General features: G+C 69.4%; 20 protein-coding genes. 9 read left to right on the forward strand and 11 right to left on the reverse strand.

Features of this window, described 5'->3' with window-relative positions; genetic code table 11:
* Nucleotides 1-101: 101 nt before the first annotated feature.
* Complete coding sequence (gene dxs, locus HDA45_RS35030; RefSeq protein WP_184902698.1) at nt 102-2,006, forward strand: 1-deoxy-D-xylulose-5-phosphate synthase; 1,905 nt, start codon at nt 102-104, stop codon at nt 2,004-2,006.
* Nucleotides 2,007-2,166: 160 nt separating this feature from the next.
* Entirely contained in the window at nt 2,167-2,397 is a 231-nt protein-coding gene (locus tag HDA45_RS35035) for a hypothetical protein (RefSeq protein WP_184902700.1), read from the forward strand.
* Nucleotides 2,398-2,479: 82 nt separating this feature from the next.
* Here HDA45_RS35035 and HDA45_RS35040 read toward each other — a convergent pair whose 3' ends face one another.
* A complete protein-coding gene (locus HDA45_RS35040; protein ID WP_184902702.1) occupies nt 2,480-3,124 on the reverse strand; it encodes a DJ-1/PfpI family protein in 645 nt (214 codons plus the stop codon).
* Between the two features lie 77 nt (nt 3,125-3,201).
* The gene (locus HDA45_RS35045) at nt 3,202-3,729 is read right to left on the reverse strand and encodes a TetR/AcrR family transcriptional regulator (protein WP_184902704.1); all 528 of its coding nucleotides are present in this window, start codon (nt 3,727-3,729) and stop codon (nt 3,202-3,204) included.
* Nucleotides 3,730-3,821: 92 nt separating this feature from the next.
* Here HDA45_RS35045 and HDA45_RS35050 point away from each other — a divergent pair, with 92 nt between their 5' ends.
* A complete protein-coding gene (locus tag HDA45_RS35050; protein WP_184902706.1) occupies nt 3,822-4,637 on the forward strand; it encodes an oxidoreductase in 816 nt (271 codons plus the stop codon).
* On the opposite strand, the gene HDA45_RS35055 is transcribed toward HDA45_RS35050, so the two are convergent.
* Genes HDA45_RS35055 through HDA45_RS35075 form a run of 5 tightly spaced genes read right to left on the reverse strand, consistent with a single transcriptional unit; the run spans nt 4,634 to nt 11,577 of the window.
* A complete protein-coding gene (locus HDA45_RS35055) occupies nt 4,634-6,076 on the reverse strand; it encodes a purine-cytosine permease family protein (protein WP_184902707.1) in 1,443 nt (480 codons plus the stop codon). The two genes, HDA45_RS35050 and HDA45_RS35055, sit on opposite strands and share 4 nt — an antisense overlap.
* Before the next feature lie 21 nt (nt 6,077-6,097).
* Nucleotides 6,098-7,504 carry an aminobutyraldehyde dehydrogenase gene (locus HDA45_RS35060; RefSeq protein WP_184902710.1) on the reverse strand — a complete coding sequence of 469 codons (1,407 nt, stop codon included), beginning with the start codon at nt 7,502-7,504 and terminating at the stop codon, nt 6,098-6,100.
* The gene (locus tag HDA45_RS35065) at nt 7,501-9,156 is read right to left on the reverse strand and encodes a thiamine pyrophosphate-binding protein (protein WP_184902712.1); all 1,656 of its coding nucleotides are present in this window, start codon (nt 9,154-9,156) and stop codon (nt 7,501-7,503) included. Before HDA45_RS35065 ends, HDA45_RS35060 begins: the two co-directional genes overlap by 4 nt.
* The gene (speB, locus tag HDA45_RS35070; protein WP_184902714.1) at nt 9,153-10,106 is read right to left on the reverse strand and encodes an agmatinase; all 954 of its coding nucleotides are present in this window, start codon (nt 10,104-10,106) and stop codon (nt 9,153-9,155) included. Before speB ends, HDA45_RS35065 begins: the two co-directional genes overlap by 4 nt.
* 19 nt (nt 10,107-10,125) lie before the next feature.
* Nucleotides 10,126-11,577 (reverse strand): sodium:solute symporter family transporter, encoded by a 1,452-nt coding sequence (locus HDA45_RS35075; protein ID WP_184902716.1) that lies wholly within the window; start codon nt 11,575-11,577, stop codon nt 10,126-10,128.
* A gap of 108 nt (nt 11,578-11,685) precedes the next feature.
* On the opposite strand from HDA45_RS35075, the gene HDA45_RS35080 reads away from it, so the two are divergent.
* The 4 genes from HDA45_RS35080 (at nt 11,686) to HDA45_RS35095 (ending at nt 16,403) form a co-directional block, all read left to right on the forward strand.
* Complete coding sequence (locus HDA45_RS35080) at nt 11,686-13,170, forward strand: PucR family transcriptional regulator (RefSeq protein WP_184902719.1); 1,485 nt, start codon at nt 11,686-11,688, stop codon at nt 13,168-13,170.
* A gap of 583 nt (nt 13,171-13,753) precedes the next feature.
* Complete coding sequence (locus tag HDA45_RS35085; RefSeq protein WP_007033550.1) at nt 13,754-14,431, forward strand: response regulator transcription factor; 678 nt, start codon at nt 13,754-13,756, stop codon at nt 14,429-14,431.
* Nucleotides 14,428-15,555 (forward strand): ATP-binding protein, encoded by a 1,128-nt coding sequence (locus HDA45_RS35090; RefSeq protein ID WP_184902721.1) that lies wholly within the window; start codon nt 14,428-14,430, stop codon nt 15,553-15,555. The genes HDA45_RS35085 and HDA45_RS35090 overlap by 4 nt, the downstream gene beginning before the upstream one ends.
* 26 nt (nt 15,556-15,581) lie before the next feature.
* Nucleotides 15,582-16,403: an aldo/keto reductase gene (locus tag HDA45_RS35095; RefSeq protein WP_184902723.1), complete on the forward strand. Its 822-nt coding sequence runs from the start codon at nt 15,582-15,584 to the stop codon at nt 16,401-16,403.
* Between the two features lie 51 nt (nt 16,404-16,454).
* Here HDA45_RS35095 and HDA45_RS35100 read toward each other — a convergent pair whose 3' ends face one another.
* The gene (locus HDA45_RS35100) at nt 16,455-18,056 is read right to left on the reverse strand and encodes a CehA/McbA family metallohydrolase domain-containing protein (RefSeq protein ID WP_184902725.1); all 1,602 of its coding nucleotides are present in this window, start codon (nt 18,054-18,056) and stop codon (nt 16,455-16,457) included.
* Nucleotides 18,057-18,122: 66 nt separating this feature from the next.
* Here HDA45_RS35100 and HDA45_RS42905 point away from each other — a divergent pair, with 66 nt between their 5' ends.
* Nucleotides 18,123-18,245 carry a hypothetical protein gene (locus HDA45_RS42905; RefSeq protein ID WP_281400826.1) on the forward strand — a complete coding sequence of 41 codons (123 nt, stop codon included), beginning with the start codon at nt 18,123-18,125 and terminating at the stop codon, nt 18,243-18,245.
* Nucleotides 18,246-18,483: 238 nt separating this feature from the next.
* Here HDA45_RS42905 and HDA45_RS35105 read toward each other — a convergent pair whose 3' ends face one another.
* A complete protein-coding gene (locus HDA45_RS35105) occupies nt 18,484-20,595 on the reverse strand; it encodes a 3-hydroxyacyl-CoA dehydrogenase NAD-binding domain-containing protein (protein ID WP_184902727.1) in 2,112 nt (703 codons plus the stop codon).
* The gene (locus HDA45_RS35110) at nt 20,595-21,830 is read right to left on the reverse strand and encodes an acetyl-CoA C-acyltransferase (protein WP_184902729.1); all 1,236 of its coding nucleotides are present in this window, start codon (nt 21,828-21,830) and stop codon (nt 20,595-20,597) included. Before HDA45_RS35110 ends, HDA45_RS35105 begins: the two co-directional genes overlap by 1 nt.
* Before the next feature lie 185 nt (nt 21,831-22,015).
* Here HDA45_RS35110 and bla point away from each other — a divergent pair, with 185 nt between their 5' ends.
* Complete coding sequence (bla, locus tag HDA45_RS35115; protein WP_184902731.1) at nt 22,016-22,942, forward strand: class A beta-lactamase; 927 nt, start codon at nt 22,016-22,018, stop codon at nt 22,940-22,942.
* Between the two features lie 257 nt (nt 22,943-23,199).
* On the opposite strand, the gene HDA45_RS35120 is transcribed toward bla, so the two are convergent.
* Nucleotides 23,200-23,787: a D-alanyl-D-alanine carboxypeptidase family protein gene (locus HDA45_RS35120; protein ID WP_184902733.1), complete on the reverse strand. Its 588-nt coding sequence runs from the start codon at nt 23,785-23,787 to the stop codon at nt 23,200-23,202.
* Between the last annotated feature and the right edge of the window lie 35 nt (nt 23,788-23,822).

Consider the following 23,822-nt stretch of genomic DNA (forward strand, 5'->3'; position numbering starts at 1 on the left):
ATTTTCTGACATGTGACCCGTGACGCGGGGGACGGAAGACTCTCAGGCGCCCTCCGTAGACTGGCCGGAACGGCGGAAGAGGAACCAGGCGAGGTGGGAGAGTGACGTTGCTCGAGTCCGTGCACGGACCGGCCGACTTGAAGCGGATGGACCAGGAACAGCTCGGCGAGCTGGCCGCGGAGATCCGGGACTTCCTCGTCGAGAAGGTGCGGCTCGCCGGTGGTCACCTGGGCCCGAACCTGGGTGTGGTCGAGCTGACGATGGCGCTGCACCGGGTCTTCGACTCGCCGAGCGACGCCATCGTGTGGGACGTCGGTCACCAGGCGTACGTGCACAAGATCGTCACCGGCCGTCATGACGGCTTCGGCAAGCTGCGCCAGCTCGGCGGCCTCACCGGCTACCCGGCGCGCGGCGAGAGCGAGCACGACCTCGTCGAGAACAGCCACGCGTCGACGGCCTTGTCCTATGTGGACGGCCTGGCGAAGGCGTTCGAACTCGGCGGTGGCGGCAGGCACGCGATCGCGGTGGTCGGCGACGGCGCGCTGACCGGCGGCATGTGCTGGGAGGCACTCAACAACATCGCCGCGAACCCGCGGCGCCCGGTCGTCATCGTCATCAACGACAACGGCCGCTCGTACTCGCCGACCATCGGCGGCGTGGCGGACCATCTCGCGTCGCTGCGGCTCAAGCCGGGTTACGAGCGTGTTCTGGACCGCGGCAAAGAACTGCTGCGGCACACGCCCATCGTCGGCAAGCCGATCTACGCGGCGCTGCACGCGGCGAAGGCGGGGCTCAAGGACGCGCTGAGCCCGCAGATGATGTTCTCCGACCTCGGCCTCAAGTACCTCGGCCCGGTCGACGGGCACGACCTCGTGGCGCTGGAGAAGGCGTTCCAGAGCGCCCGCGACTTCGGCGGCGCTGTCATCGTGCACGTGGTCACCGAGAAGGGCCACGGCTACGAGCCCGCGGTGACCAACCAGGCCGACCAGATGCACCAGACCGATCCGATCGACCCGGAAACCGGCCTGCCGCCGGTCAAGGGCCCGAGCTGGACCGGCGTCTTCGCCGACGAACTGGTCAAGATCGGCGCCGACCGCGAGGACGTCGTCGCGATCACCGCGGCGATGCTGCGCTCGACAGGGCTGCACAAGTTCGCCGAGGCGTACCCGGACCGCTGGTACGACGTCGGGATCGCCGAGCAGCACGCGGTGACCTCGGCCGCCGGCCTCGCGATGGGTGGCAAGCACCCGGTCGTCGCGGTCTACTCGACCTTCCTGAACCGCGCTTTCGACCAGGTCCTGATGGACGTCGCGCTGCACCGCCAGCCGGTGACGCTGGTGCTGGACCGCGCCGGGATCACCGGGCCGGACGGGCCGAGTCACCACGGCATGTGGGACCTGTCGCTGCTGGGCATGGTGCCGGGGATGCGGGTCGCCGCGCCGCGTGACGCCGGGACGCTGCGCGAGGAGCTGCGTGAGGCCGTCGCGGTCGAGGACGGGCCGACGGCGCTGCGGTTCTCCAAGGGCGGCGTGGTCGACTCCGTTCCCGCCGTCGAACGGGTCGGCGTCGTGGACGTCCTGCGCAAACCCACCGGCGACGCCGACGTCCTGCTCGTCGCGGTGGGCGCGTTCGCGACGCTCGGGCTCGCCGCCGCGGACAGGCTGGCGGACCAGGGCATCGGCGTGACCGTGGTGGACCCGCGCTGGGTCGTCCCGGCGCCCGCCGAGCTGGTGGCGCTGGCCGAGCAGCACAAGCTGGTCGTGAGCGTCGAGGACAGTGGCCGCCACGGTGGTTTCGGCTCCGCGCTGGCCGCGCTGTTCCGCGACGCCGAATGCGACGTGCCGCTGCGCGACCTCGCGGTGCCGCAGGTGTTCCACGACCACGGCTCGCGCGAGGAGGTGCTGGCCCGCGTCGGGCTCACCGCGCAGGACGTCGCGCGGCGGGTCACCGAGTGGTCGGCGAACCTGGCGAGCCGGACTCCGGCGCCGGAGGACACGCACCGCTGAGGCGGAGGTCCGTGGCCGTGAATGGCGATTCAGCCGGAGCTAAGTGTGACGATGTGGGAATTGGGACGTTCAGTGTCCTGATTTCCACATCGTCGCGACTCATGACCCCAGATCGCGCGCGTCGCTCGACGTTTGTATGCCGTGTGGCTATCTTGCGGGCATGGAGGAAATGTCTGCTTTCGTTGCCCGTGACCGTGCGCGTATGTCAGGGGCGATGCGCCAGGCGGCCAACGCAACCGTTGCAGCGACAAGGCATCAAAACGATTTGATTCACGAAGCTGCAGCGATGGGGATGTCGCAGCGGCAGATCGCTCAGGACAACAACACGAACCAGGCGACAGTGAGCCGGATCCTCGCTCGGCGAGCCCGTGCGAGCGATCCGACTACCTGACAAGCGGCCCGTTCTTGAAGGGTGTGTGGAAATAGGGACACTCAACGTCCCTATTTCCACACACCCTCTTCCGGAAGTGCTGTCACGCCCGCCAGACGGTGCCCCGCCGCTCGTACTCCAGCACCACTTCGGCCCGCTGCGCGGCTCGAGCGCCCAGGAACCGCTCCACGAGCCAGAGCGAAACCTCGAGCCCCGCGGTGATCCCGCCGCCGGTGATCAGGTCGCCGTCGTCGACGACACGTGCGTCGATCACCTTCGCGCCCTGCGCGGCCAGATCCGCCTTCGCGCCGTTGTGCGTCGTCGCGTTGCGGCCCTTCGTCAGGCCCGCCGCGGACAGCACCATCGACCCGGTGCAGATGCCGACGGGCAGCGCCCGTGAAGCCCTCAAGCGGCGCAGGAAACCCTGATCCGCGTTGAGCCGGTGCACACCCGGGCCGTTCCGGTCGGTGTAACCGCCGCCCGGCACCACGAGCACGTCGGCCTCGCCGGGCGACCAGGCGCGGGGGACGTCGACGGTCGTGCCGTAGGTGCAGCGCACCGGACCCGGCCGGACGGCCACGAGCGAAGAGACCACGGCGCCGCCGGTGAGTTTCCCGGCCAGTCCCAGGACTTCGACGGGCGCGACGAAGTCCTGTTCCTCCACGCCGTCGAACATCAGGATCTGCACCCGCAGCGGGGCGGCGGCGGACGCGGCGGGTGCGGTGACGCCCGCCAGACCGGCGGACAAGGCTGAAGCACGCAGAAAAGTTCGACGCTGCAAGACGACCTCCCAGGTGTGTACCCAGTGGTCGCGTGAAAACCGGCTCAGGTTCCCGTGAGCCGGGCGACCGAGCGGACGACGAGGTCGCGGGTCGCGGCGGGGGAGGAAAAGCTCAGGAACGACAGATGCAGGACGAGGCTCAGCAGTTCCTCGGCGTCGAAGTGGTCCGGCACCGATCCGGCGCGCTGGGCTTCCCGGATCGCGGCGACCTTGTCCGCGTGCGCCCGGACTTCCGCTTCCGGTGCCGCGTCGAAGCCGTTCTCCAGCCGCAGCCAGCCCATGAGCCGCAGGACTTCGGGGTGTTCCTGGTACCGGTCGAACAGCCGCCCCGCGTAGCCGGGCAGGTCGTCAGGGGTGATCGGGACGGCCTTGATCGCCGCGTCCACCTGCTCCTGCACGACCGTTTCGAAAAGGTACTCCTTGCTGCAGAAATAGGCATAGATCAGCGCCTTGTTGGCACCGGCGTTCTTCGCGATGCGATCCACCCGCGCGCCCGCGATGCCGTACGTCGCGAACTCGGTCGTCGCCGCGTCCAGCAGCTTCCGTTTGGTCGCTTCCTTGTCCCTGACCATGTGACCCACTCTAACTAACTGGTTGGTTGACAGCCAGCCCGGACGCGTGGCAACCTGAGTTAGCAACCAACCGGTTAGTTAGGGAGATCGACATGAAGGTCGCACTGGTCACGGGCGCTTCCGCGGGAATCGGCGAAGCGACAGCCCTCGCGCTGCAGGAAGCGGGCTACACCGTCTACGGCGCCGCGAGGCGCGTCGAGCGGATGGCGGGGCTCGCCGAGCGCGGGATCAAGATCCTCGAGATGGACGTCACCGACGACGCGTCGATGGTCGCGGGCGTCGAGCGGATCATCGAGGAGTCCGGCCGCATCGACGTCCTGGTCAACAACGCGGGCTACGGCTCGTACGGCGCCTTCGAGGACGTGCCGCTCTCGGAGGGGAAGTACCAGTTCGAGGTCAATCTCTTCGGTCTCGCCCGGCTCGTCCAGCTGACCACGCCGCATATGCGCGCCCAGGGCTCCGGCAAGATCGTGAACGTCTCGTCGATCGGCGGCAAGATCTACGAACCGCTCGGCGGCTGGTACCACTCGACCAAGTTCGCCGTCGAGGGCCTGAGCGACTCACTGCGGCTGGAGCTCAAGCCGTTCGGTGTCGACGTCGTGGTGATCGAGCCCGGCGCCATCAAGACCGAATGGGGTGGCATCGCGGTCGAGAACCTGCTCAAGACCTCGGGCGACACCGCTTACGCGCCGCAGGCGAAGGCGCTGGCGAAGTTCTTCGGACAGGCCGAGCGCGGCTCCCATCCGAAGGTGATCGCCGACGTCATCGTGAAGGCTGTCCGGGCCCGGCGCCCGAAGACCCGCTACGCCGCGGGACTCGGGGCGAAGCCGATCCTGTTCGTGCGCCGGGTGCTCCCGGACCGTGCCTTCGACGCGCTGTTCCTCGGTGCGTTGCGCAGGTTCGCCTAGACCGCGACGGCCGGTTCCGTGACGGGCTCCGCGTACGAGTAGACCTCGCGCGGCTCAGGGAAGAGCTTCACCAGCACGGGATACGCGATCGCCGCCGTGCACAGCGTCACCACCATGCTGACGTCCACGCCGCCCGCGATGTCTTTGAACGGCCCGGCGATCATCGGCGTGTTGGCGGTCAGCAGGCCCAGCGTCGTCGCCGGGATCCACGCGGCCATCGCACGCCAGTTCACGCCGCGGGTGAACCAGTAGCGCCCGCCCTTGCGGCCCTGGTTGAACACCTGGAGGTCGTCCGGGTCGTAGAACCCGCGCCGCAGCACGAAGCCGATCATCATGATCACCATCCACGGCGAGGTGCACAGCACGATCAGCGTGGCGAAGGCGTTGATGCTGGAGACCATGTCCAGCACGAAATTGCCGACGAAGATGAACACCACGCTGAGTGAGCCGATCAGCAGTGTCGCCTGGACCCGGCTCAGCTTCACGAAGATCGAGCTGAAGTCGAGGCCGGTGCCGTAGAGCGACGTCGTGCCGGTGGACAGTCCGCCGATCAGCGCGACCACGATCAGCGGGATCGCGTACCAGAGCGGGGAAATCGCGGTCAGGCCGGTGATGTAGTCGGCCGGATCCGCGACGAGGGTCGCGGTGGCGATGCCGAACCCGAACGGCAGCAACGTCGCCACCTGCGCCAGGAACGGCGCGGCCAGCAGGGAACGGCGGCTGTGGCGCGCGGGGATGTAGCGCGTCCAGTCGCCGAGGAAGGCGCCGAACGAGATCGGGTTCGCCATCGTGGTGAGCGCGGCCAGGATCCAGGTCGGCCAGAAGTCCCCGAGCGCGTAGGTGCCGGTGCCGGCGAACCCGGGGTCGAAAGTGCCGCCGTAGGCCACGATCCCGAGCAGCATGATCGCCGTGCCCAGCACCACGGCGACCCGGTTCACCAGCAGCATGAACCGGTAGCCGTAGATGCACACCACCAGCGTGGCGATCGCGATGACGCCGTACGCGACGCCGCGCAGCACTTCGCCGCCGTCGAAGCCGAAAAGCCGTTGCGCCGCGCCGGCGACGGCGTCGCCGCTCACCCAGACCGAGATGGCGAAGAACGTGATCGCCGTCAGCAGGGAGAGGAAGGAGCCGACACAGCGGCCGACGACGCCGAAGTGCGCGCCGGACGAGACCGCGTTGTTGGTCCGGGTGAGCGGGCCGAACAGCGACATCGGCGAGAGCACCAGCGCGCCGACGACCACCCCGGCGACCGTGGCCGCCACCGCCGCCCAGAAGCTCAGGCCGAAGGCGATCGGGAGGGTCCCGAGGATGATGGTGGCGAAGGTGTTCGCGCCGCCGAACGCCATCCGGAACAGGTCGCGCGGACGCGATGTCTGTTCCTCCGGCGGGATCGGCGCGATGCCGTGCTGCTCGACTTCGGTGACCTTGTCACCCATGGGGACCTCCGGCTAAAAGCTTCAGGCGAAGCGGGTCATGACGTGCTTCACGCGGGTGTACTCGGCGAAGGAATAGGACGAGAGGTCCTTTCCGTGGCCCGAGTGCCCGAAGCCGCCATGGGGCATTTCCGAGACCAGCGGCCCGTGGGTGTTGACCCAGACGCAGCCGAAGTCGAGTTCGCCCGAAACGCGGGTCGCGCGTGACAGGTCGTGGGTCCAGATCGACGACGCGAGCCCGTACGGGACGCCGTTGGCCAGGCGCACCGCTTCGTCCTCGTCCACAAAGGACTGAACGGTGATCACCGGGCCGAACACCTCCTCCTGCACGATCTCGTCGTCCTGCTTCAGGCCGGAGATCACGGTGGGGGAGAAGAAGAAACCGCGGTCACCGGCGGGCGAGCCACCGGTCTCCACGCGAGCGTGCGACGGCAGCCGCTCGACGAGCCCGCGCACCCGGCCGAACTGCGCCTCGCTGTTGAGCGGGCCGAAGTCCGCGCCGGGCTTCTGCGCGGCGGCGGCCTTGGTCAGTTCCGTGACGAACTCGTCGTGGATCGCCGCGTCCACCAGCACCCGGCTGCCCGCGGTGCAGTCCTGTCCGGCGTTGTAGAACGCCGCGCCGACGATGCCTTCCGCCGCCTCGGCGAGGTTCACGTCGCCGAACACGAGCAGCGGCGCGTTCCCGCCCAGTTCCAGGTGTGTGCGCTTGAGATCGGCCGCCGCGACGGTGGCGACGTCGATGCCGGCACGCGTCGATCCGGTGATCGACACCAGTTCGGTGATCGGGTGCTTCACGAGCGCGCGGCCGGTGTCGCGGTCGCCGCACAGCACGTTGAAGGCGCCCTGCGGCAGGAACTCCGCCGCGACCTTCGCCAGCAGGACGGCCGTCGACGGCGTGGTCTCCGCGGGCTTCAGCACGACGGTGTTGCCCGCCGCCAGCGCCGGGGCGATCTTCCAGACGCCCATCATCAGCGGGTAGTTCCACGGCGCGATCTGCGCGCAGACACCGACCGGCTCACGGCGGATCGCCGAGGTGTGCCCCGGCAGGTACTCGCCGGACGCGGTGCCTTCGAGCTGCCGAGCCGCACCGGCGAAGAACCGCAGCGCGCTGACGCACTCCGGGATCTCCTCCTCCAGCACGACGGCCCGGATCTTGCCGGTCTCGCGGATTTCGAGTTCGGCGAACTCCTCCGCGCGGGCCTCCACCGCGTCGGCGATCTTCAGCAGCGCGAGCTGACGCTGGGCGGGCGTGCTCTTGCGCCACACCTTGAACGCCCGTTCGGCGGCGGCCAGTGCGGCGTCCACATCGGACTGCTCGGACAGGACGCTGGTGCCGAAGACCTCGCCGGTGGCGGGGTCCACCAGATCGAGCGTCCGCGCGCCCGCCGCCGCTACCTCGGCGCCGTCGACGAAATTCAGGACCTGAGTCATTTCTTCTCCAGGTGGGTCGGCTCGAACATCTTCAGCAGGGCGGGGAGGACGACCACGGACGGGCCGGGCGTGCCGAGCGCGTCGGCGAGGTCCTTCCCGACGGTGTCCAAAGAGGACATAGTGGCGGAGACGCCGAAAGCGCCAGCCAGCGCGGCGAAATCGGGTCGCGCCAGCTCGGTGGCGGTGGACTGCCCGAAGGCGCCGGTCAGGTACTCGCGCAGGATGCCGTAACCGCCGTCGTCGACGACGAGCCACGTGACGTCCAGTCCGTGCTGGACCGCGGTGGCCAGTTCCGCGATGCCGTACATCGCGCCGCCGTCACCGGACACCGCGAGCACCGGGCCGCCGGTGGCCGCGGCGCCGCCGAGCGCCCCGGGCAGGCCGTAGCCGAGCCCGCCCGCGCCCTGGGCGGTGTGGATCGGCGCGCGCTCGGGGTTCCACGCCGACCAGGCCCAGTAGGCCGCGATCGTCATGTCCCAGAACGTCTGCGTGCCCTCGGGGACGGCCGCGCGGATGTCGTCGATCAGCTTGCGCTCGGTTTCGAGGGGCTGGCCGTCGAGGCGTTCGCGTACCTTGCCCAGCAGCTCCGAGACCGCCTTTTCGGCGGCACCATCGCTCTGGCGGAACGGAACCTGCTCCAGAAGTCCTTGCAGCGCGAGACGGACGTCGGCGTGGATGCCCAGCGCCGGGTAGTTCGACTCCAGCTTCCCGAGATCGGCCTCGATCTGGATCATCCGGCCGCGCGGGGCGAACTCGCGGTAGTTGCTGGACAGCTCGCCGAGCCCGGAACCCAGGACCAGCAGCACATCCGCGGCCGAAAGGAATTCGGTGCTGTGCCAGTCCTCGAGCCACGATTGCCCGGAAAGCTCGTGATCCCAGCCGAAGACGCCCTTGCCGCCGAACGTCGACAGCACCGGCGCGCGCAAAGCTTCCGCGAGCGCCTTCAGTTCCGCCTGTGCGCCCGAGCGCAGCGCGCCGCCACCGGCGAGGATCACCGGATTCTTCGCCGCGCCAAGGAGATTCGCGGCTTCGGTGACGAGTTCCGGCAAGGGGGCGAGCGGAGCGGGCCGTGCCGTCACCGAGGTGATCCGCGGCAGATCCGTCTGCGCCAGCAGGATGTCCTGCGGGATCTCGACCCACACCGGGCCGTACGGCGCGGTCGCCGCCGATTCCCACGCCTCGCGCAAGGCCGTCGGGATCTGGCCGACGGTGCGCACCACGTGCACCGACTTCACCACATCGCGGAAACTCGCCTGCTGATCGGGCAGTTCGTGCAGGTAGCCGTGCCGTCCACCGCCGAGCCCGGCGACCGGGATCTGGCTGGAGATACCGAGCACCGGTACCGACGCCGCCCGGGATTCCTGCAGTGAAGCCAAAGTCAGCAGCGCGCCGGGACCGGTCGACACGATCATCGGCGTCACCGGGACCGGGCCTTCGGGGTCCGCGGCGAGCCGGGCGCGGGCGTGCCCGTCGGCCGCGAACGCCAGGTTGTTCTCCACCCGAGAGCTGATCACCCGCAGATCGTCCGTACGCCGCAGCGCTTCGAACAGGCCGAGCGCGTGCTGGCCGGGCAGTCCGAACACGGTGTCCGCGCCGAGGGCCTGGAGGGTTTCGACGACTACGTCGCCGCCGATCCGTTCTGTGCTGGTCATTCGCCCTTCCCCAAACTGAGCAGGCTCACCAGGTCGTAGGCGACGTGGGAGGCCGCGATGGCGGTGATCTCGGCATGATCGTAAGCCGGGGCCAGCTCCACCACATCGCCTCCGATCAGGTTGCACTCCCGCAGCCCGCGCAGGATCTCCAGCAGTTCGCGGCTGGTCATCCCGCCCGCTTCGGGGGTGCCGGTGCCCGGCGCATGCGCGGGGTCCAGCACGTCGATGTCGACCGAGATGTAGAGCGGGCGGCTGCCGATGCGCTGGCGCAGCGCGTCGACGGTCTCGGCGACCCCGCGGCGCATGACGTCGCCGGAGGTGACGATGCCGAAGCCGAGGCGGCGGTCCTCTTCCAGATCCCGCTTGCCGTACAGCGGGCCGCGCGTGCCGACGTGGCACAGCGCTTCCGTGTCGAGGATGCCTTCCTCGGACGCCCGCCGGAACGGGGTGCCGTGGGTGTACGGCTCGCCGAAGTAGGTGTCCCACGTGTCGAGGTGCGCGTCGAAGTGCAGCAGCGCCACCGGTCCGTGCTTCTTCGCCGCCGCACGCAGCAGCGGCAGCGCGATCGTGTGGTCGCCGCCGACGGTCACTAGCCGCGTCCCGCCCGCGGTCAGCGCCTCGGCCTCGTGCTGCAGGGTCTCGATCGCCTCCCCGATGTTGAACGGGTTGAGCGCGATGTCGCCCGCGTCGACCACCTGCGTTTCGGCGAACGGCGAGACGTCGAGTTCCGGGTGGTACGGGCGAAGGAGCCTGCTGGCCTCACGGAGCGCGGCGGGGCCGAAGCGCGCGCCGGGGCGGTAGGACACCCCGGCGTCGAACGGCACCCCGACGACGGCGACGTCGGCACGCTCGACCTGATCGATCCGCGGCAGCCTCGCGAAGGTCGCGAAACCGGCGAACCGGGGCACCCTCGAAGAGTCGACGGGGCCGATCGGGCTCTGCTCAGGCACTGTTTCTCCTTTTGGGGTTTCAGGATTTCGAGGCGGCGAGTTTCGCCGCTTCTTCTTCGGCGACCGCGCTGCCGTTCAGGCGGCGGGTCCACACGGTGAGGATTTCGTCCGAGGTGCGCGGGGTGACGAAGCTGACCAGCAGGTACACGGCCAAGCTGGAGCCGAGTCCCCAGTAGATCGGGCTGTTGGCCTCGACGCCGTCGACGAACATGAACGTGATGACCACGACGGTGCCGACGACCATCGACGCGAGCGCGCCCTGGCGCGTGCCGCGTTTCCACGCCAGCCCGCCGATGATCGCGACCAGCAGGCCGCCGACGAGGATGTCGTAAGCGATGGTCAGCGCGTTGACGACGTCGTCCACGACCATCGCGATGCCGATCGCGACGATGCCGAGGACCAGCGTGGTGACGCGGTTCCTGCCGACTTCGTTGACGGCCTTCTTGAGGCCCAGCTTCGAAAGCAGGTCCGAGGTGCTGACCGTGGAGCAGGCGATGAGCGCGCCGCTCGCGGTCGACATCATCGCCGACAGCGCCGCCGCGAGCACCAGGCCGCGGATCCCGGCGGGCAGCTGCTCCTCGACGATGGTCGCGAACGCGTCCTGCGCGCTGGCCAGCGTCGGGTACAGCGTCTTGGCCGCGGTGCCGATCAGCGCGCCGGCGAGGCCGTAGACCAGGCAGTAGACGCCGGAGATGACGCCGCCGCCGGTGGCGATGCCCGGGGTGCGGGCGGTGAACACGCGCTGCCAGATGTCCTGGCCGATCAGCAGCCCGAAGCTGTAGATGAGGAAGTAGGTGAAGATCGTGTCGCCGCCGATGGCGGTCAGCTCGAAGTAGCTCTCGTCCAGGCGCGCGGCCATCCCGTCGAAACCGCCTGCCGAGACGATCGAGACCGGCAGCAGGATGAACAGGATGCCGATGGTCTTGATGACGAACTGGACGATGTCGGTGAGCGTGATCGACCACATGCCGCCGAGCACCGAGTAGAGCACCACGATCGACCCGCCGATGGCGATGCCGGCCCAGCTCGGGACGTTGAAGAGGACCTTGAAGATGGTGGCGAACGCCAGCGTCGAGGTGACGGTCAGCATCAGCGTGTAGCCCCACATGACCACGCCGGAAATGGCGCTGGTGGAGCCGCCGTAGCGCAGGTCGAGCATCTCGCCGACGGTGTAGACGCGCAGTTTCACCAGCCGCCGCGCGAACAGCGTGTGCAGGACCAGGATGCCGACGCCGATCGCGATGACGAGCCAGGCGCCGGAGATGCCGTAGGTGTAGCCGAGCTTCACGCCGCCGACCGTCGAAGCGCCGCCGAGGACGACCGCGGACATCGTGCCCGAGTACATGAACCAGCCGAGGCGGCGGCCCGCGACCAGGTAGTCGGATTTGGTCTTGGCGAGCCGCAGACCGAACCAGCCGACCCCGATCATGCCCGCTATGTAGAGCGCGATCACCGCGTAATCACCGGCCACGGTGTCCTCCTTGACTTGGGGCTTGTTCGCTTCGGGTCACCGTAGGTTCGTTCGCACCTTGAACGACATGGGATGATCCATCCAAAGCTCCATATAGGTGAGGATGGAATGACCCAAACCCACGATCCGCTCGACTCGGATGTGAATGTCCCGTTACGGGCCGTGGTCGGCAACCCGGAACTGGCACTCGACCCGGTCGTGGAGACGCTGCGGCCGGGAGCGCTCGACGCCCCGGTGCGCTGGGCGCACGTCAGCGAGTTGCGGGATCCCGCGCCGTACCTCCTCGGGGCGGAACTGCTGCTCACCGCCGGGGTGAACCTGCCGGTGGAGGACTCCGAGGTCGACCTCTACGTCCGGCGGCTCGCCGAAAGCGGGATCTCCGCGCTGGGGTTCGGGCTGACCCCCGGCGCCTACGAGACGCTGCCGCCGTCTCTGCGTGCCGCGTGCGCCCGGCACGCTCTGCCGTTGCTGACCGTCCAGCCGCGGACGCCGTTCCTGGCGATCAGCCGGGCGGTCTCGGTCGCGCTCGCCGAGGCCGGTCAGCGGGAACAGCGGCGGATCGCGGTCGCGCGCGAGGCGCTGACCAGAGCGGCGGGTGACGGGCTCGGCGAACTGGCGAGCGCGCTGGCCGGGCGGCTGCGGGCGTGGGTGGCGCTGGTCGGCGTCGGCGACGCCCTCGCCGCCGACCACGGCGCCCCGTCGCCGCTGCCCGCCGAGGTCCGGGAACTGGTCGCGACGCTGCGGGCGGGCCGGGGGATCCGCAGCGCGACGACGGAATTGGCCGACGGCACGCACGTCGTCGCGCAACCGGTGTACCCGCAGGCGACGGCGTCGCATCTGGTCGTGGTCGGCCGCGTCGCGCGGTTCGACGGTGCGGACCGCTCGATCCTGTCGGTCGGGGCGGCGCTGCTCGGGCTGGCCGGCCGCGCGGGTTCGGACGCGGCCGGGCTCGGTGCCACCGCCACGGCGTTGCTGCTGGGGGAGACCGGCGTGGTCGGCCGGGACGAACGCCGCTTGGTCGCCGGGATCGCCTACCGTCGCGGCCCCACCGAGGCCGCCGCGCGCTACGACTGGCTGCGCGCCCGGCTCGACACCCCGCTCGTGCGGCTGAGGCCCGGCCCGCGGTTCGACGCGATCGTCGGCGAGGCACCGGAAATCGGTGACCTCGACAGGCTCCGCGCCGACGGCTGGCTCGCTGTCGTGGGTTCGCCGGTCCCGCCCGATCGGCTCCCGGAGGCCGCGAGCGAAGTCGAGTTGCTGTTGACCCGCGCCGCCGCGCTGGGACGGCCGGTGGTGGCGGAGGAGTCAGGGTCCGGGCTGGACGCGCTGATCGCGCCGGACGCGGCCGCCGGGTTCGCCGCCCAAACGCTGGCGCCGCTGCGAGACCTAGACCGGAAAGGCGACCGCGAACTGGTCGAGACGCTGCGGGTCTGGCTCGCGCACCACGGCGGCTGGGACCGGACGGCCGCCGAACTGGGCGTGCATCGCAACAGCGTCCGGCACCGGATCGGGCAGATCGAACGGGCGCTGGAGGTGGACCTGGCGGATCCGGAGATCCGGATGCGGCTGTGGTTCGCCCTGCGCTGGTCGTGAGTGGCGATTCGGGTTCTAACGCGACTTAACCGCTCACGAGGGTTGCGAGGGGTTTGTCGTTGGTGTCCTGAAGGCCCCTTGGCGACCCCTGATTTGCTTGCCCACTGGCGTGGCCGGTGGGCGAGCGTGAAGGATTTGGGACGTTGAACGTCCCAAATCCTTCATGCTCGGTCTCGTCGCTCGGTGATCTGGGCACTGAGCGTCCCCTCATCCCTGGTGCTGGATGCCGGCGCGGTCGAGTGGGGAAGATTTGGGACGTTCACCGTCCCAAAGGGGGCCTTCAGGACACCCCGTGCACCCTCCGGCTCGTTCACGACCTTTACCTGGCTAGCGAGGGCCAGGCATGTCGCGAAAGCCACTTTCGGGACATCAGATGTCCCGAAAGTGGCTTTCGCGACACCACGCACGCGGACTCCCGTGACCAGACGGACGACACGCGGCGAACCCCGTGACCAACCGCGACCCCAAACCAGTAGGTAACCAAGACACCTACGGCTCTAACCCGAATCCCCACTCATGACCACCTGTACCGACGCGATACTCCAATAAGGTCACTCTCAGGAAGGTGTGGCAACGTAGGGTTGTGCGAATTCTGGTAGTCGAAGACGAAGAACCCCTCGCCGACGCGATCGCACGCGGCCTGCGGCGCGAGGGCATGGCGGTGGACATCGCGCTCACCGGTGACGACGGGCACGAGAAGGCCGCCGTCACCCGGTATGACGTCGTGCTGCTCGATCGCGACCTGCCGGGGATGTCCGGTGACGACCTGTGCCGCGAGATCGTCGCGTCCGGCGAGTTGACGCGCGTGCTGATGCTCACCGCGAGCAGTTCCGTTTCGGACCGCGTGGACGGGCTTTCCCTCGGCGCCGACGACTACCTCGCCAAGCCGTTCGCCTTCCCGGAACTCGTCGCGCGGGTGCGGGCGCTGGGCCGCCGTGCGACCCCGGCCGCGCCGCCGCTGCTGACTTCGGGCGACGTCGAACTGGATCCCGCGAGGCGGACCGTCCGCCGCGCGAGCGGTCCGGTCGAGCTGACCCGCAAGGAGTTCGGCGTGCTGGAGGTGCTGCTGTCGGCCGCCGGTTCGGTGGTCAGCAGTGAGGAACTGCTCGAACGCGTGTGGGACGAGAACGCCGACCCGTTCACCACCACCGTCCGGGTCACCGTGATGACGCTGCGGAAGAAGCTCGGCGAGCCGGGGATCATCGAAACCGTCGTCGGCTCCGGCTACCGGGTGCCGGAGCAGGGGACCGCACGCGGGTGAACCTGTCCGGTGCCCGCAGCCTGCGCGCGCGGGTCACGCTGCTCGCGACCGGGCTGGTGGCACTGGTCAGCCTCCTGTTGCTCTGGCTGACCTGGAATCTGGTCGGCGACGCGGTTTCCGCCGTCCCCCAGCTGCCGCCGGGCACCACGGTGCGGGTCGACGGTGTCGACGTCGACGCCTCCGCCGTCACCGAGCATCTGCGGGTGTACGCCCGGAACCGGGTGCTGCTGTTCGGCGCGGTCGCGTTCTGTTTCGTCGTGCTGGCGGCGGGGATCCTCGCGTGGACGTTCACCGCGCGGGTCCTGCAACCGTTGCGCGAGATCACCGGTACCGCGCGACGGCTCTCGATCGAATCGATGGGGGAGCGGATCGGCGAGGTCCGCACCAAGGACGAACTCGCCGAACTGGCCGAGACCTTCGACGACATGCTCGACAGGCTGCAGGCCGCGTTCGACGCCCAACGGCATTTCGTCGCGAACGCCAGCCACGAACTGCGGACCCCGCTCGCGGTCATCCGCACCGAACTCGACGTCACCCTGTCCGACGAGCACGCCGACGAAGCCGAATTGCGGCGGATGGCCGGCGTGGTCCGCGACGCGACCGAACGCGCCGAGCGGCTGGTGGGCTCGCTGCTGCTGCTCGCGCGCACGGACGGCGCGGGGCTGGTGGCCAGGGAACCGGTGGATCTCGCGGTGATCGTCGCGAGCGCGTGGCGCGCGGTGCGAGCGGATGCCGAGAAACGCGGCCTCCGCACCGAATTCGCGACCCCGGGAGCGGCGACGTTCGGCGATCCCGCGCTGCTGGAACGAATCGCGGGGAACCTGCTGGAAAACGCCGTACGGCACAACGTCGACGGTGGCTGGCTGGATGTCGTCACCCAGGCGGGTCCACAGTGGTCGGTGCTGCGGGTGCGTTCGTCCGGCGGCCTGCTCGACCCGGCGGCGGTACCGGAACTGTTCGAACCGTTCCGCCGCGCCGGCGTCGCCAGGACGGCCCGCACCGGCGCCGGGCTGGGCCTCTCGATCGTGCGGGCCGCCGTCCAGGCCCACGGTGGCACGGTGTCCGCGGAACCCGTTGTGGGAGGCGGTCTTTCGGTGACCGTCCACCTGCCCGCTCTGCCCTGACAGGCCGCTGGGGTTACGGTTCAAGGATGGTCCCCAGTATTCGGCTGAACAACGGAACGTCCCTTCCCCAGCTCGGGTTCGGGGTGTACAAGATCGGCGACGATGAGGTCGTCGGCGCGATCCGCACCGCCATCGAGGCGGGTTACCGCGCCATCGACACGGCGACCCTGTACGCCAACGAGCGCGGGGTCGGCGAGGCCGTCCGCACCAGCGGGCTGCCGCGCGAGGAACTGTTCGTCACCACGAAACTGTGGAACACCGAGCACGGCCACGACTCCGCGTTGCGCGCCTTCGACACCAGCCTGAGCGAACTCGGCCTCGAATACGTCGACCTGTACCTGATCCACTGGCCGTTGCCGTCGCAGGACAAGTACGTGGAAACGTGGCGGGCGCTGGAAAAGATCGCCTCCGACGGCCGGGCCAAGGCGATCGGCGTCTCGAACTTCCAGATCCCGCATCTGGAGCGGCTGTTCGAGGAGACCGGGACCGTCCCCGCGGTGAACCAGATCGAGTGCCACCCGTGGCTGCAGCAGCCGCTGCTCCGGAACTTCCACGAGAAACACGAGATCGTCACCGAGGCCTGGGGCCCGCTGGCGCGCGGCGGCGACCTGCTCGCCGACGAGAAGATCACCACGATCGCGGAGAAGCACGGCAAGACACCCGCGCAGGTCGTGCTGCGGTGGCACATCGAGATGAACCACCTGGTGATCCCGAAGTCCGTCACGCCGGAGCGGATCGCGGCGAACATGGACGTCTTCGACTTCGCCCTCGACGCGCACGACGGCGCCGCGATCGCGACGCTCGAGCAGGGCAAGCGGCTGGGACCGGATCCGGACAAGCTCTCGTGAGCGACCTCCCCCATCGCATTCAGTCCTCTGAACGCGATGGGGGAGGGACGCCTACCGCACGTCGACGAAGATCGGGTTCCCGTACAGCCACAGGTCTTCGAACGGGTTCGACTGCCCGATCACGTCGGCGCTCGGCTCGATCCCGCCGGGCACGTGCTTCTTGCCGTCCGTCCCGCGCGTCCGCACGAAGAACGGTTCGCGCACGTTGCGGAAGGTGTGCCGGAAGGCGACCCGCCGCCCCGGCGCCCACCGCGGTTCGAAGGACCGCACCACCCGCGTGCCCGGAGCGGTCTGCGCGTCACGGTCGGCGGCCGGGCCGGTCACCGGTCCCGAAACGAGGTCCAGCCGCGAAAGCCGGGGGATCGCGCCGCCGCCGTTCGGCCGGGCCGCCAGCGTCGCCGAGACGACGACCGTGACGTCGGATCCGCGCCGGACCCGCAGCCTGCCGCCCATCGTGGCCGACTCCCAGCCGCTGTACGCGCCGAATTCCAGCTCCTGCGCGAGTCCGCCGTGCACCACCCAGACGCGGCCCGCACGCAGGCCTTCCAACACGCCTTCATGGCTCCGGCGGGTCACGCCGACGACCGTCCGGCTGAACTCGGCGGGTGCGAAGTCCGCGTACGGGGGCAGAGTCTGCGGGACACCGGTGTCGATCGGGTCCGGGTAAGCGCCGTGCTCGTCGTAGTAGCCGTCGGGGACACCGGGCCGGACGTGGGTGTCGCCGCGGTTGTAGTGCGAGTCGGAGTTGCTGGTGATCCACCACGGCTTTCCTTCGGCCAGCAGCGAATCCCACAGTCCGCCGACGGTCGCGGTGCTCCAGTCGAACCCGCCGTAGGTGCGGTAGGCCGACTCCGGGAAGCCCGGCCACGAGTTCGAGCCGGGGGAGTTGCCGTACCCGCCGCGCGCGCCGCCGCCGCTCCCGAGCGGTTTGGGGAAGCCGTCGGCCTGGGCTCCCGGCGCGCCTTCCATACCGATGACGATGCCGGGCGCGGCGTCGCGCAGCGCGCGGATCTCGTGCGGGGCGACCCGGCCGTTGCGCAGCGGATGGTTGATCACCACCACCGGCGCGTGGATGCGGCGAGCCCGTTCTTCGGTGGCGAGCCAGCGGATCGCCTTGACGGCCAATGCCTCGTTGTCCGGGGTGCCCGGTTCGGTCCCGGTCAGGCGCCAGTCGAAGGCGCGCTCGAACTCACGCAGCTTCGCGGCCTGGTTCGGGCCGGCCTGGAAGAACAGCGTCGCGTGCTCCGCACCCGGCACGTTCCACTCCATGCCCTGCCACAGCAGGAGATCGCGGTGCTCACGCTGCGCCGCCCTGATCGCGGCGTTCGTGCGCTCCACCGAAGACTTCTCGTGCGCGGCGTGCCCGTGATCGGTGATCACCGCCCAATCCGCGCCGTGACGGCGGGCGCCGTCGGCGATTCCGTCCACTGTGTACATCGCGTCGTACGAGTACTGCGTGTGGATGTGGTGATCGCCCACCAGCCAGTGGTAGCGGTTTCGGCCGAAGAGCCTGCCGAGGTCGAGGCCGAGGTCCAGATCGAGGGCTTCCGCCGGGGCGGTGGCGGCGAGCGGCGCACCCGCGGCCGCCGCGGACACGAGGCCCGCGCGTTTGAGGAATCCGCGGCGGTCGACGCCCGGTTTTTCGCTGTTCACCGGCGGCACGCTAAAGAGCCTCGCTGAACGGGCGGTGTCCGGACGGCCAACGATCAGCGCCGTGTGATGATCGTCCCTGTAGAGAAGGACTCGAGCGAACCCAAGGCGGTCGGCTGGTTGCTCTGGGTACTCGGCGTCGCCCAGGCGCTTAAGAAGATCTTCGCGGACCAGCCCGAAGGCGAGCGCTGAAAGCCCGGCTCCCCGGAGGATGGCAGGGGAGCCGGGCTCCCCCGGCTAGAAGTCCCGGTTGGCGATCTTCTTCATCGGGTTCCCTCCCAGTTCTTTCGTTTCTTCCCCAGTACCTGGAAGACCAGGTGTAGGCCGAGTGTTCCGGAAATCACAGCCGCGCGCCACAAAGTCCACGAAATACGCAAAAAGCCACCGTCGGCGACCAAGGGATCGCCGACGGTGGCCTTTTCGGTCAGGCTCAGGAGAGCGGCACGCTCGCCACACCCGGGGCCAGGAACGGCTTGCCGTTGACGTTCTCGGACACACCGGCCCGGTCCAGGTACGGCGTGATGCCGCCGAGCCAGAACGGCCAGCCCGCGCCGAGGATCAGGCACAGGTCGATGTCCTGGGCCTCCGCGACCACGCCCTCGTCGAGCATGATCCGGATCTCCTCGGCGATCGCGGCCAGCGCGCGGTCACGCACCTGCTCGGACGTCGACGGCGCGTCGCCGCGCCGCCACAGTTCGGCGACCTCGGGATCGACGGTGGCGTTGCCGTGAGCGTCCCACTGCCAGACGCCCTTCTTGCCCGCCTTGACGAAACGGTCGAGGTTCTCGCTGACGGTGAACCGGTCCGGGAACGCCTCGTGCAGGGTTTCCCCGACGTGCAAGGCGATCGCTGGGCCGACCAGCTGCATCAGCGTCAGCGGGGTCATCGGCAGGCCCAGCGGCTCGAGCGCCTTGTCGGCGACCTCGAACGGCGTGCCCTCGTCCACGGTCACCAGCACCTCGCCGAGGAACCTCAGCAGCAGCCGGTTGACCACGAACGCGGACGCGTCCTTGACCAGCACGCTCGACTTCTTGAGCTGCTTGCCGAGCGCGAACGCGGTGGCCAGCGCGGCGTCGTCGGTCTTCTCCGCGCGGACGATCTCCAGCAACGGCATCACCGCGACCGGGTTGAAGAAGTGGAACCCGACCACGCGTTCCGGATGCTTCAGCTGCGACGCCATCGCGGTGATCGACAGCGACGAGGTGTTCGTCGCCAGGATCGCCTCGGGGGAGACGTACTGCTCCAGGTCGGCGAACACCTTCTGCTTGACGCCCAGCTCCTCGAACACCGCCTCGATCACGAAGTCGGCGTCGGCGAAGGCGGACTTGTCGAGCGAGCCGGTGACGAGCGCCTTCAGGCGGTTCGCGCCGTCCGGCGACACGCGCTTCTTGGCCAGCAGCTTGTCGATCTCATCGTGCACATAGGACACACCCTTGTCGACCCGCTCCTGGTCGACGTCGGTGAGCACCACGGGCACCTTGAGACGGCGCACGAACAGCAGCGCCATCTGGCTGGCCATCAGGCCCGCGCCGACGATGCCGACCTTGTTCACCTTGCGCGCCAACGATTTGTCCGGCGCGCCCGCGGGCCGCTTGGCCCGCTTGTTGACCAGGTTGAACGAGTACAGCCCGGCGCGCAGCGTGTCGTCCATCAGGAGTTCGGCGAGCCCGTCGGTCTCGGCCGCGTAGCCGCGGTCGAGGTCGTTCTCGCGGGCCAGTTCCAACAGCTCGACGGCCTTGGTCGCGCCAGGGGACGCGCCCTTCGTGCGTCCGTCCACAATGGCCTTGGCGCGGGCGATCGCCGCGTCCCAGCCCGCGCCGCGGTCGATCTCGCGGCGGGCGGGGGTGATCTCGCCGTTGACGACCTTCGCCAGCCACAGCAGCGACTGCTCCAGGTAGTCGGCCGAACCGAAGACCTCGTCGACGATGCCGAGCTCCGCCGCCTGCGCGACCTTCAGCATCTTGTTCTGTGCCAGCGCGTTCTCGATGATCACGGTGACCGCGGCGTCCGGCCCGATCAGGTTCGGCAGCAGCTGCGTGCCGCCCCAGCCCGGGAACAGGCCGAGGAAGACCTCGGGGAACGCGATCGCGGGGGTGTTCTCGGAAAGCGTGCGGTAGTGGCAGGAGAGCGCGAGTTCGAGCCCGCCGCCCATCACCGCGCCGTTGATGAAGCCGAAGGTCGGGATCTCGGTTTCGGTGAGACGGCGGAAGACGTCGTGCCCGGTCTGCGCGATCTCCCGCGCCAGCGCCGGATCCGCGACCGCTTCGACACCGGAAAGGTCGGCGCCGACGGCGAAGATGAACGGTTTGCCGATGACCGCGATCGCGGCGGGCTCGGCCGCGAAGGCGGTGTCGAGCGCGGCGTTGAGACTCACCAGGCCCTGCGGCCCGAAGGTGTTCGGCCGGGTGTGGTCGTGGCCGTTGTCCAACGTGATCAGGGCGACCGCTTTGGTCAACCCGGGCACCTTCACCAACCGGGTGACGGCGTTCGTGACGACCTCGTCGGGGAAGGCGGCTTTCGCCTGTTCAGCGGTGAAAGTCATTACTTCGCCCCCTCGGAGTAGGCCGGGTTCTCCCAGATGACCGTGCCGCCCATGCCGATGCCGATGCACATGGTGGTCAGGCCGTAGCGCACGTCGGGACGCTCGGCGAACTGACGTGAAAGCTGCGTCATCAGCCGGACACCGGAGGACGCGAGCGGGTGACCGCACGCGATCGCGCCGCCCCACTGGTTGACGCGAGGGTCGTCGTCGGCGATGCCGAAGTGGTCGAGGAAAGCGAGCACCTGGACGGCGAACGCCTCGTTGATCTCGAACAGGCCGATGTCGTCGATCGACAGGCCGGTGCGCTTGAACAGCTTCTCGGTGGCGGGCACCGGGCCGATGCCCATGACCTCCGGTTCGACGCCGGCGAAGGAGTAGCCCACCAGGCGCATGCCGATCGGCAGGCCGAGTTCGCGGGCGGTGTCCTCGTCGGCGAGCAGGGCCGCGGTGGCGCCGTCGTTGAGACCGGCCGCGTTGCCCGCGGTGATCCGGCCGTGCGGGCGGAACGGCGTCTTCAGCCCGGCGAGCGTCTCGAGCGTGGTGCCGGGGCGCGGCGGCTCGTCCTCGGTCGCGAGACCCCAGCCCAGTTCCTTCGAACGGGTGGCGACCGGGACCAGCTCGGGCCCGATCTTGCCGGTCTTCACGGCCTCGGCGTACTTCTCCTGGCTGCGCGCGGCGAAAGCGTCGGTGCGCTGCTTGGTGATCGCCGGGAACCGGTCGTGCAGGTTCTCCGCGGTCTGTCCCATCACGAGCGCCGTCGGGTCGACGAGCTTGTCGGCGATGATGCGCGGGTTCGGGTCGACGCCCTCGCCCATCGGGTGGCGGCCCATGTGCTCGACGCCGCCGGCGATGGCGATGTCGTAGGCGCCGAAGCCGATCCCGCTCGCGGTGGTGGTGACCGCGGTCATCGCGCCCGCGCACATGCGGTCGAGCGCGAACCCGGGCACCGACTTCGGCAGGCCTGCCAGCAGCGCGGCGGTGCGGCCGATGGTCAGGCCCTGGTCACCGATCTGGGTGGTGGCGGCGATCGCCACCTCGTCGACGCGCTCGGGCGGCAGCTCGGGATGCCGGCGCAGCAGTTCACGGATGGCGTTGACGACGAGGTCGTCGGCACGGGTGCCGGCGTACATGCCTTTGTCACCGGCCTTGCCGAAGGGCGTTCGCACCCCTTCGACGAAGGCGACATTGCGTACCGACCGCGCGTTCGGCGCGAGCGGTGTTGCTCCTGCGGCCACGAATGCTCCTGAAGTAGAGGTAGTCCTGACCGCACCCTAGCCCCGGTTACCCGCCGGTAACCAGGATGGTGGCCCGGTCGAGTGGGGGAAGGCACACTCCTGGGTTCTTCGGCGTCGGCCGCTTGGCCGATCCGGGGGACGTGGGGAAGTTGCTATGTTCGAAGTGATCAGGGGGAGGGATCACGATGACAACGCCGGGTCCGGCCGTCACCCGTCGTGCGCTTCTGGGGATGGCGGTCCTCGTGCCGCTGGCCGCCTGCACTCGCGGAGCCCCACCCGCGCCGTCGTCCGATCCGCCTCCGCCGCCACCACCGCCTTCACCCAGCAGGCAGTTCCACGACCGGTTGCTGGAACTCGAGAAGAAGTTCGACGCCAGGCTCGGCGTGTACGCGCTCGACACCGAGGGCGGCGGCACGGTCGAATACCGCGCGGACGAGCGGTTCGCGTTCTGTTCGACCTTCAAAGGGGTCGCGGCGGCCGCGGTCCTGCAGCGCAATCCGTTGTCACATCTGGAAACCCGGGTCAGCTATTCCCGCGACGACCTGATGAAGCACGCCCCGGTCACCGGGCAGCACGTCGCCACCGGGATGACGATCCGCCAGCTGTGCGACGCCGCCGTCCGGTTCAGCGACGGCACCGCGGGCAACCTGCTGCTGCGGGAGCTCGGCGGCCCCGCCCAGCTGACGGCGTTCGCGCGCAGCCTCGGCGACACCACCACGCGGATGGACAGGGTCGAGCCGCTGATCACCGAAGCCACCCCGGGGGATCCGCGCGACACCACGACACCGCGGGCGTTCGGCGCCGACTACCAGAGGATCGTGCTGGGCGACACGCTGACGGCCGACAAACGCGACTTCCTCCGCGACCTTCTCCAGCGCAACGTCACCGGCGCCGAGCGGATCCGGGCGGGCCTGCCCGACGGCTGGACCATCGCCGACAAGACCGGGACGGGCGATTACGGCACGTTGAACGACATCGCCGTCGTGTGGCCGCCCGGCAAGGCACCGATCGTCATGGCGATCATGTCCAGCAAAGCGGCCAAGGACGCGCCTTACGATCAGGCGCTGCTCGCCGAGGCGGCGAAGTACGTGGTCGGAAGGCTGGCTCGGTGAGGGGCGTTGGGCCGCTGCTGCTGCTGTTGCCAATGTCCTATTGGGGACGCTCAGCGTCTCGAATGAGGCATTGGGGACAGTGGCGTTGGGGTGAAGGGCCCCTTCGGCCCAGGGTTGGTGGGGTCCATGGGCGCGCGGTCGTTGCCGTTTCGCGGCAATAGCCATAACGGCGTCGCGAAAGCAACACCCGCGCAACAGCCGAGGTGAAGGGCCCCATCGCCCCAGCCGGAACCGCACCGGCTCCAGCTCTTCGTCGCCTAGTTGCCGGTAGCGCTGGGGAGCAGGGCGGGGCAGCCGCCGGTGACATACGCCTGGTCGTACTCGAAGTGCCACTTCTCGTTGTCGTAACGGCGGCACCAGCCCAGCGCGCCCCCGTTCTTGTCCACCCAGGACGCCGAATTCAGCGGCTGGATGTCGACGGCGATTCCCTTGACGTGCATGGACGTCTCCGGCTGCAGCGCCCACTTTTTGGCCTGCTCCACCGAGCCGAACCGCTCGACGGCCTTGTCGAACTCGCGCTGCTGCTGGCCCCGGCTGCGCTTGCCGTCGTTCACGCAGAGCGTGACGTTCTGTGCTTTGGCCTTGGCGCGCAGGGCGTTCCACGCGTCGATCACGTCCGGGCGCATGCCGAAGGTCTCCTCGTCGACGTAACGCTTGTCGACGGCGCACGTCGGGCCGGTATCGGGTCCGGGGACCTCTTCGAGGACCGCGAGTGCCTTTCCGGCGATCGGCTTGACGGCCACGCCGGTGGCTCCCAGCGCCACCATCGCGACCCCGACGAGTCCCAGCGCCACGAACACGCTGATCACGGTCCTGCGGCTGGTCATCATTGTGGTGGGCACCACTCCGAAGCTACCTCGCGCGCGGCGGGCCGCCAGGC

Source organism: Amycolatopsis umgeniensis, assembly GCF_014205155.1.
Classification (GTDB): domain Bacteria; phylum Actinomycetota; class Actinomycetes; order Mycobacteriales; family Pseudonocardiaceae; genus Amycolatopsis; species Amycolatopsis umgeniensis.

Excerpts from the sequence above, each read along its gene's own strand:
- HDA45_RS35035 (WP_184902700.1), top strand. The coding sequence starts at position 2,167 with ATGGAGGAAATGTCTGCTTTCGTTGCCCGTGACCGTGCGCGTATGTCA.
- HDA45_RS35045 (WP_184902704.1), bottom strand. The coding sequence starts at position 3,729 with ATGGTCAGGGACAAGGAAGCGACCAAACGGAAGCTGCTGGACGCGGCG.
- HDA45_RS35050 (WP_184902706.1), top strand. The coding sequence starts at position 3,822 with ATGAAGGTCGCACTGGTCACGGGCGCTTCCGCGGGAATCGGCGAAGCG.
- HDA45_RS35055 (WP_184902707.1), bottom strand. The coding sequence starts at position 6,076 with ATGGGTGACAAGGTCACCGAAGTCGAGCAGCACGGCATCGCGCCGATC.
- HDA45_RS35060 (WP_184902710.1), bottom strand. The coding sequence starts at position 7,504 with ATGACTCAGGTCCTGAATTTCGTCGACGGCGCCGAGGTAGCGGCGGCG.
- HDA45_RS35065 (WP_184902712.1), bottom strand. The coding sequence starts at position 9,156 with ATGACCAGCACAGAACGGATCGGCGGCGACGTAGTCGTCGAAACCCTC.
- HDA45_RS35080 (WP_184902719.1), top strand. The coding sequence starts at position 11,686 with ATGACCCAAACCCACGATCCGCTCGACTCGGATGTGAATGTCCCGTTA.
- HDA45_RS35095 (WP_184902723.1), top strand. The coding sequence starts at position 15,582 with ATGGTCCCCAGTATTCGGCTGAACAACGGAACGTCCCTTCCCCAGCTC.
- HDA45_RS42905 (WP_281400826.1), top strand. The coding sequence starts at position 18,123 with ATGATCGTCCCTGTAGAGAAGGACTCGAGCGAACCCAAGGCGGTCGGC.
- HDA45_RS35105 (WP_184902727.1), bottom strand. The coding sequence starts at position 20,595 with ATGACTTTCACCGCTGAACAGGCGAAAGCCGCCTTCCCCGACGAGGTC.
- bla (WP_184902731.1), top strand. The coding sequence starts at position 22,016 with ATGACAACGCCGGGTCCGGCCGTCACCCGTCGTGCGCTTCTGGGGATG.